We start from the raw sequence: 7843 nt of genomic DNA on the forward strand, positions 1-7843 counted from the left end.
ATTGTTTTAAATCGTCAATATTGTTACTCAAAAAGCGGTCTATATCACGAAAGCTTTTTGCACCACCCATTATCGCAATCACAATGGCTGTTAATAATTTAGCTTGCGCGTAACGTTTACCTTCGCTGCGTCTTTTGTCTTCAATTTCTGAAAAGTAGGTTTCCAAAGTTTGCATGGTCAAATTACCGTTAGTTTAACTTGGTCATTATTATACCAAAAGAACTTGGCAGGTCTGCACCCTAACCCTCCCCCGCAAGCGGGAGAGGGGACAGGTTACAGGCAGCCTGAAAGATTTTTGTCGTGTACTGAAAGGCTGCCTGAAAGATTTTACAAAGTAATCTTCGTTTCCACCTTATTGAAATCCATAATAAATTGGCTTTTGAATGCGCGGACATTATTGTCAGAAGTGAAAATGCGGCGTGTAAGTTGATGATAACTTGTCATATTTTCCGCATGAACCAGCAACAAATAATCGTGTTCGCCCGAAATTTCGTAGCAGCTCACGACATCATTTTCCTTGTCCAAACTGCGGACGAATTTATCCAGCAACATCGGGTTTTGGCTTTCCACTTCCACCGCCACAAACACGCTCAAACTTCGCCCCACCGCCGTTGGATTGACCAAGGCAACTTGTTTCAAAATCACGCCATCGTTTTGCATTTGGCGGATTCTGCGTTGGCAAGTGGCGGGCGATGAATGCACACGCTCGGCAATTTCGGCGAGCGGCGTGGTCGCATCATCTTGTAATATATTGAGAATTTGGCGGTCTAATTTGTCTAATTGATGTTGTTCGGTCATGGTTTTGCTCTGTTAATGCGTTTTCAGGCAGCCTGAAAGCGTATTTTTCAATAAATTGTTTCAAAAAAAATGATTTTTTAGCAAAATGATTTCATTTTATGTGTTAATCAGAAAAATTTTATCACAGAAAATCTTTACAATGCCGTCTTTATTCCAATCAGAGAACAGAACAATGAACAAACATTATCAAAAAGGCATGATGGCAGCCATTTTATCCAACATCTTGTTTGCCGTACTCTATTTATACAGTGGCTGGCTGAAACCGATGTCTGGCACAGACGTGTTTGCATGGCGCATGGTGATGATGTTGCTAGCGTTGTGGGCGGGTGTGTTGCTGTTTGGGGGTTGGCAGTCATTGCGCGTGTTTTTGCAATCTTTGGGGACAAATTGGCGTAAATGGTTGATTGTGTTGCTGCCCACGCCACTTTTTGCGTTTCAATTGTGGCTATTTATGTATGCGCCTGTAAACGGCATGGGCGTGGACGTGGCGATGGGTTATTTTCTGTTTCCCCTGATGTTGGCTTTGGGCGGACGTGTGTTTTTTAAAGCACAATTGAATGGCTGGCAAAAATGGGCGTTGGCAATTGCAACGGTGGCGGTGGCGCATGAATTGTGGCAAACGCGTGCGTTTGCGTGGGGCATGTGGGCGGTGTGTTTGGGTTATCCACCGTATTATTTATTGCGCCGCTATGCACAAGTCCCTGCTTTTTTTGGACTTTTAATTGATTTAAGCGTGATTGCGCCTTGTGCTTTGGTGTATTTGGCAATGTCGGGTAAATTGGTGCAAGTGGCGGATTGGTCGGGGCATTTTTTTGTGTTGATACCGCTTTTGGGTGTGATTAGCGCGGTGGCTTTGGGTTTGAATTTGCAAGCGAATAAGGATTTACCCGTGCCATTGTTCAGCATGTTGAGTTATTTGGAACCTGTGTTGATGTTTGTGGTGGCATGGTTGTTTTTGGGGGCAGACGTTTCGGTTAATTCCATTCCGACTTATGGTTTGTTGATGGTGGCTTTGGGTTTGAGTTTGGTAGATGGCTGCCTGAAAATGCGCCGTGAACGCAAAAATCACAAATTGGCAATGGCGGTGTAAATTGCCTTAAATTCAGGCTGCCTGAAAAGTGGAATATGGCTTTTCAGGCAGCCTGAAATCATTTTTTATCCAAAGTTTCCATCAATTTTTCTAAAATATGGATTTGTTGTTTTAAGCTTTCTATTTCACGTTCACGGCTGCTGATGATTTCATTTTTGGCTTCTAGCAAAGTTTTCAAATGCTCAATTTCTGCACTTAATGCAATATTACCCAATGAAAAAGAGTTATTTGAATTATCACGAGCATCATTGAATACAAACACGTTTTCATCTCCAAATGGAATAATTTCTGCCAAAGTAACACCCAAAACATCTGCAATTTTTTGTAGACGGTCAATATCGGCTTTTGATTCGCCACGTTCAATTTTGGCATAGCCAGTTTCTGATAAGCCCAATTTTTCTGCTATCTCTGCTTGGGTCATTTTTTTATCTTCGCGTATATCACGAATATTTTGTCTTAATTTATCGCTGGATTTCATAAAAAACTCGTTTAGGGTAGTTGAACCACTCAATTTGGGTAAGTGGCTGTAATCATTGGTTTGTGGTGTAAGTATAACTGAAAAAATACAATTTACCCAATTTTTAACGCCACATTATATTGGAGAAAAACATGGCTTATCGTGATGACGCTGGTTTAAACTTTTTGGGTACATTATCATCAGAAGAACTGAATGATTTAGTTAATATTTTAATTTATGATAAAGGCGGAGATAAAAGATTAACTGAAAATTTAACATTTTCAGATAATTATAAAAAATATAAACCTAATCATAAAATGTATTGGAAAGAAATTGCAGAAGAAATCCAATTATTTGGTGGTAATACAATCGTTAATTTACTCTTCCGTTTTAATAAGGGTGTGGAATACAAAGAAATTTTGTGCGATGTTTGCAACAAACTCAAAGTCAATTACAGCAAATATGCTCCCATTGATATGATTGAAAATTGCTTGTTACAGAAAATTTTATACGATGCCTTAAAAAATATGACACCAGACCAAATTAAAGAGTTAGGAGTAGAATTAGGTATTGATAATTTTAATAATTTAAATGCACAAGCATTGATAGGTGTCTTTCAAACCATTTTTCAAGCAGGTGGTTTTGCTTCATATAAATTAACTTTAGTTATTGTCAATGCAACCATGAAAGCCTTAACAGGCAAAGGTTTACAATTGGCAACCAATGCAACCATTACCAAAACCATGTCCATTTTGACAGGTCCAATTGGTTGGGCAATTACAGGGATTTGGACAGCGATTGACATTGCCAGTCCTGCCTATCGCGTAACCATTCCTGCGGTTATTCAAGTGGCATATTTGCGGAAATTATCGCAAAATCGTGATGCAATTAAGCAATTGGAAAACTTAAATTTATAAAACAAATGGTGTATTTTGGCTGCCTGAAAAGTGAATAAACCGCTTTTCAGGCAGCTTTTTGATTTTCTGTTAAAATACCGTCATTTTGCGCTTTCAGGCTGCCTGAAAGCCGTTTTTTGCTTTCTAACCTATTTTTTATTTTAAAAACAAGACCATGAAAAACATCAGAAACTTCTCCATCATCGCCCACATTGACCACGGCAAATCCACACTTGCCGACCGATTTATCCAATATTGCGGTGGCTTGGATTTGCGCGAAATGAGTTCCCAAGTCCTTGATTCTATGGACATTGAAAAAGAACGCGGCATCACGATTAAAGCGCAAACGGCTGCCTTAAACTACAAAGCCCGCAATGGCGAAACCTACCAACTCAACCTGATTGACACCCCTGGACACGTTGATTTTTCATACGAAGTGTCGCGTTCACTTTCCGCTTGCGAAGGCGCGTTGCTGGTGGTGGACGCATCACAAGGCGTGGAAGCGCAAACCGTTGCCAACTGCTACACCGCCATTGATTTGGGCGTGGAAGTTGTCCCCATTTTAAACAAAATTGACTTGCCCGCCGCCGACCCCGAGCGCGTTGCCCAAGAAATTGAAGACATCATCGGCATAGACGCGGTGGGCGCGGTAACCTGCTCCGCCAAAAGCGGCTTGGGCGTGGAAGACGTGTTGGAAGAGATTGTCGCCAAAATCCCCGCGCCCGAAGGCGATGAAAACGCGCCTTTGCAAGCCGTGATTATTGATTCGTGGTTTGACAATTATGTGGGCGTGGTCATGTTAATCCGCGTGAAAAATGGCACGATTAAATTGAAAGACAAAGTCCGTTTCATGTCCACGCTGGCTGAAACGCAGGTGGAGCAACTGGGCATATTCACACCCAAATCCGTGAATAAACAAGAACTCAAAGCAGGCGAAGTGGGCTTTCTCATTACAGGCGTAAAAGAACTCGGCTCGGCAAAAGTGGGCGACACCGTTACGCTGACAAACAATCCTGCTGCCGCACCGCTCGCAGGTTTCAAAGAAGTGCAAAGCCAAGTTTTTGCAGGACTTTATCCTGTGGAAAGCCACGATTACGAAGCCTTGCGCGATGCGTTGGAAAAATTGCAACTGAACGATGCCAGCCTGAAATTTGAACCCGAAGTGTCGCAGGCATTGGGATTTGGTTTCCGTTGCGGATTTTTGGGTTTGTTGCACTTGGAAATCGTGCAAGAGCGTTTGGAACGCGAATTTGACATGGATTTGATTACCACCGCGCCAACGGTGGTTTACGAAGTGATTTTGAAAAATGGCGAAAAAATTGAAGTGGAAAATCCGTCCAAACTGCCCGACATCGGCACGATAGACACGATTTTAGAACCCATTATTACCGCCACAATCCTTGTGCCACAAGATTATGTGGGCAATGTGATGACCTTGTGCAACCAAAAACGCGGCGTGCAACGCAATATGCAATATCTCGGTCGCCAAGTCATGCTGACTTACGATTTGCCGATGAATGAAGTGGTAATGGATTTCTTTGACAAACTCAAATCCACATCGCGCGGTTATGCGTCTTTGGACTATGAATTTAAAGAATTTCAGCCATCGGATTTGGTCAAATTGGACATCATGGTCAATGGCGACAAAGTGGACGCATTGAGTTTGATTGTGCATCGCCAAACATCGGTGCATCGCGGACGCGAATTGGCAAGCAAAATGCGCGAATTGATTCCACGCCAAATGTTTGACATTGCGGTTCAGGCTGCCATTGGCGGACAAATCATCGCCCGCGAAAACGTGAAAGCCTTGCGTAAAAACGTCTTGGCGAAATGTTATGGTGGCGACATCACGCGCAAGAAAAAACTGCTGGAAAAACAAAAAGCAGGTAAAAAACGCATGAAACAAGTGGGCAATGTGGAAATCCCACAAAGCGCGTTTTTGGCGATTTTGGAGATTGGGGATAAGTGATGGCTTATCATTTGGATTTTATTAGTGATGAAGATTTATTTAATCATGTTCGCGAAACAGTACAAAAATACCGTTTCCACATGGATTTGGCAAAACTCAATCACAATTTAATAGACCCAATTAAACTGACTTTTGATGCTGGCGTGTATCAAAAATCGTTTTCCAATCAAGCATTGGAACGCATTTTAGAAAACGAAGTTTTGCGCCAAATGGATAAATCCAATACCAATCACATTGGTTATTTTCATCAAAATATTTTTCGCTATATTGGCGCAAATGATGGCTGGATTGTGCCAAACCAAGGTTTTGATGTGGAAAATCACACGCGCCAAATTTTTGTGGAAATGAAGAACAAACACAACACCATGAACAGTTCTTCGTCTGCAAAAACCTATATGCGTATGCAAAACAAAATCTTACAAAATGGCGAAAATACCTGTTATTTGGTGGAAATCATTGCCAAACGCAGCCAAAATATCGCATGGCAATGCAGTTTAGACGGCGAATCGGTACAGCACGAACGCATTCGCCGTGTTTCCATAGACCAATTTTACGAAGTTGTAACAGGGCTACCGAACGCTTTTGCGGAGTTGTGTGCGGTATTACCGCGTGTGATTGGCGATGTGGTTGAACAGGAAAATGTTGTTTTAATTGAAAATACCGTTCTTGCTGATTTGCAACAACATGGGGTAAACGACATTTTGAAAAATCTGTATTTGTTGGCATTCCAAAAATATCAAGGCTTTGAGCAATTTGAGTGGGCGCAATGAAAACCTTGGATTTATTTGATGTTGTACCCACGCAAAATGTTTTCAGGCAGCCTGAAAACGAAAAAACAGCCAAATTCAACAGCATAGAATTATTCGCAGGGGCAGGTGGTTTGGCTTTGGGCTTGGAAAAAGCGGGTTTTCAGGCAGCCTTGTTAAACGAATGGGACAAACACGCTTGCGCCACATTGCGCCACAATCGCCCCGAATGGAATGTGCTGGAAGGCGATGTTTGCGAAATTGATTTCACACCCTATCGCGGAAAAATTGATTTATTATCAGGCGGTTTTCCTTGTCAGGCATTTTCGTATGCGGGCAAAGGCGAAGGTTTTAACGACATTCGTGGCACGATGTTTTTTCAATTTGCGCGTGCGATTGATGAAGTTCAACCCAAAGTGATTTTGGGCGAAAATGTGCGCGGTTTATTGAGCCACGATAGCGGCAGAACCATTGCCACCATTAAACAAACTTTGCGTGATTTAGGTTATGTGCTTGTTGAACCAAGGATTTTGAATGCCGTCAATTATTGTGTACCACAAAAACGCGAACGCATTATGATTGTTGGGGTTCGAGCAGATTTGGCGGATAAAGCACAATTCATTTGGCCCGAACCGCATTTCCGTCAAATGACCATGACAGACGCTTTAAAAAAAGGCGAATTGTATGATTGCGATGTGCCTGTTTCCGAGGGGCAAAGTTACAGCGAATACAAAAAAAGCGTCTTGGATTTGGTTCCACAAGGTGGTTGTTGGCGTGATTTACCCGATGATGTGGCGCGTGAATACATGAAGGGCAGCTATTTCTTGGGTGGTGGCAAAACGGGTATGGCACGGCGGTTGGCTTGGCATGAGCCGAGTCTCACTTTAACTTGCGCCCCTGCCCAAACCCAAACCGAGCGTTGCCACCCAGATGAAACACGCCCTTTAACTGTTCGCGAATATGCGCGGATTCAAACTTTTCCTGATGATTGGGCATTTCAAGGTTCAATGAATCAGCAATACAAGCAAATTGGCAATGCTGTACCTGTTAATTTGGCGTGGGCTGTGGGGGAAAGTTTGTATCAATTATTGGAAAAATTAGCAGAATAAGTTATTTTTCAGGCAGCCTGAAAAGATTTTCTCCAATGAAAAACAAAGGTTAATCATGAAAATCCCCAAAAATACTTTATTATCATGCTTATTGAGTTTGATGATTGCCCCCAGTTTCGCCCAAACGCCCACCGCCAGCGCACCACAAAAACCGCAATCGGTTCAATCAGTTGAAAAAATTGATGTGGCGCGTTATATGGGAACTTGGCACGAAATTGCGCGTTTACCCTTGATTTATCAGGAAAAATGCCTTGGCGATGTTCAAGCCCATTACACTTTGCAAGCGGACAATACCGTGCAAATCATCAATTCCTGCCGCCAAGCCAATGGCGATGTGGCGCAATCGGTGGGCAAAGCGTGGTTGCAAAATCAAGGTGGTAGCCAGTTGAAAGTGTCGTTTTTGCCGAAAATATTGCGTTGGTTGCCGATTGGGCGCGGTGATTATTGGATTTTGCGCTTGGACGCGGATTATCAAACCGTTTTGATTGGCACGCCCAATCGCCAGTATTTGTGGGTTTTGTCGCGTTCACCGAAATTGGACGAGCGCGTGTTGCAAGATTATCTGCAAACGGCGCGTGAGCAAGGTTTTGATTTGTGCCAACTGATTGTGAATCCATAATAAACTGTTTTTATTATTTTTTCAGGCAGCCTTTCAGTACACGACAATTTTTACAAACACCCAAAATGTAGGGTGCGTACCACGCACCAAATCATTCAAATAATTGAAATTTCGGTGCATAATACGCACCCTACATGTAGTTGTCGTGTACTGTAAGGC

Annotated in this window: 9 protein-coding genes; 6 read left to right on the top strand and 3 right to left on the bottom strand. The window is 42.6% G+C overall.

Annotated elements, in window-relative coordinates:
- Window positions 1-175: transposase family protein (locus Q338_RS15500; RefSeq protein ID WP_034294093.1), on the bottom strand; the 175-nt coding region annotated here is incomplete at its 3' end.
- Window positions 176-327: 152 nt separating this feature from the next.
- Complete coding sequence (locus tag Q338_RS11295; RefSeq protein ID WP_034295491.1) at window positions 328-798, bottom strand: Lrp/AsnC family transcriptional regulator; 471 nt, start codon at window positions 796-798, stop codon at window positions 328-330.
- 172 nt (window positions 799-970) lie between these two features.
- Between Q338_RS11295 and Q338_RS11300 the strand changes: the two genes are divergently transcribed.
- Complete coding sequence (locus Q338_RS11300) at window positions 971-1888, top strand: EamA family transporter (RefSeq protein WP_034295493.1); 918 nt, start codon at window positions 971-973, stop codon at window positions 1886-1888.
- Between the two features lie 58 nt (window positions 1889-1946).
- Here Q338_RS11300 and Q338_RS11305 read toward each other — a convergent pair whose 3' ends face one another.
- Window positions 1947-2366 (bottom strand): helix-turn-helix domain-containing protein, encoded by a 420-nt coding sequence (locus Q338_RS11305; protein ID WP_034295495.1) that lies wholly within the window; start codon window positions 2364-2366, stop codon window positions 1947-1949.
- Window positions 2367-2497: 131 nt separating this feature from the next.
- Between Q338_RS11305 and Q338_RS11310 the strand changes: the two genes are divergently transcribed.
- The 5 genes from Q338_RS11310 to Q338_RS11330 all read left to right on the top strand — a co-directional run bounded on the left by Q338_RS11310 (window position 2498) and on the right by Q338_RS11330 (window position 7684).
- Window positions 2498-3262 (top strand): DUF3944 domain-containing protein, encoded by a 765-nt coding sequence (locus tag Q338_RS11310; protein WP_034295497.1) that lies wholly within the window; start codon window positions 2498-2500, stop codon window positions 3260-3262.
- 154 nt (window positions 3263-3416) lie between these two features.
- On the top strand, window positions 3417-5210 hold the full coding sequence (lepA, locus tag Q338_RS11315) for a translation elongation factor 4 (RefSeq protein ID WP_034295499.1): 1794 nt from the start codon (window positions 3417-3419) through the stop codon (window positions 5208-5210).
- On the top strand, window positions 5210-5980 hold the full coding sequence (locus tag Q338_RS11320; RefSeq protein WP_034295501.1) for an Eco47II family restriction endonuclease: 771 nt from the start codon (window positions 5210-5212) through the stop codon (window positions 5978-5980). Before lepA ends, Q338_RS11320 begins: the two co-directional genes overlap by 1 nt.
- Window positions 5977-7065 carry a DNA cytosine methyltransferase gene (locus Q338_RS11325; RefSeq protein WP_034295503.1) on the top strand — a complete coding sequence of 363 codons (1089 nt, stop codon included), beginning with the start codon at window positions 5977-5979 and terminating at the stop codon, window positions 7063-7065. The genes Q338_RS11320 and Q338_RS11325 overlap by 4 nt, the downstream gene beginning before the upstream one ends.
- A 55-nt stretch (window positions 7066-7120) precedes the next feature.
- Entirely contained in the window at window positions 7121-7684 is a 564-nt protein-coding gene (locus Q338_RS11330) for a lipocalin family protein (protein ID WP_034295504.1), read from the top strand.
- Window positions 7685-7843 lie beyond the last annotated feature (159 nt).

The sequence above is a fragment of the Alysiella crassa DSM 2578 genome, assembly GCF_000745955.1.
In the GTDB taxonomy this organism is placed as follows: Bacteria; Pseudomonadota; Gammaproteobacteria; order Burkholderiales; family Neisseriaceae; genus Simonsiella; species Simonsiella crassa.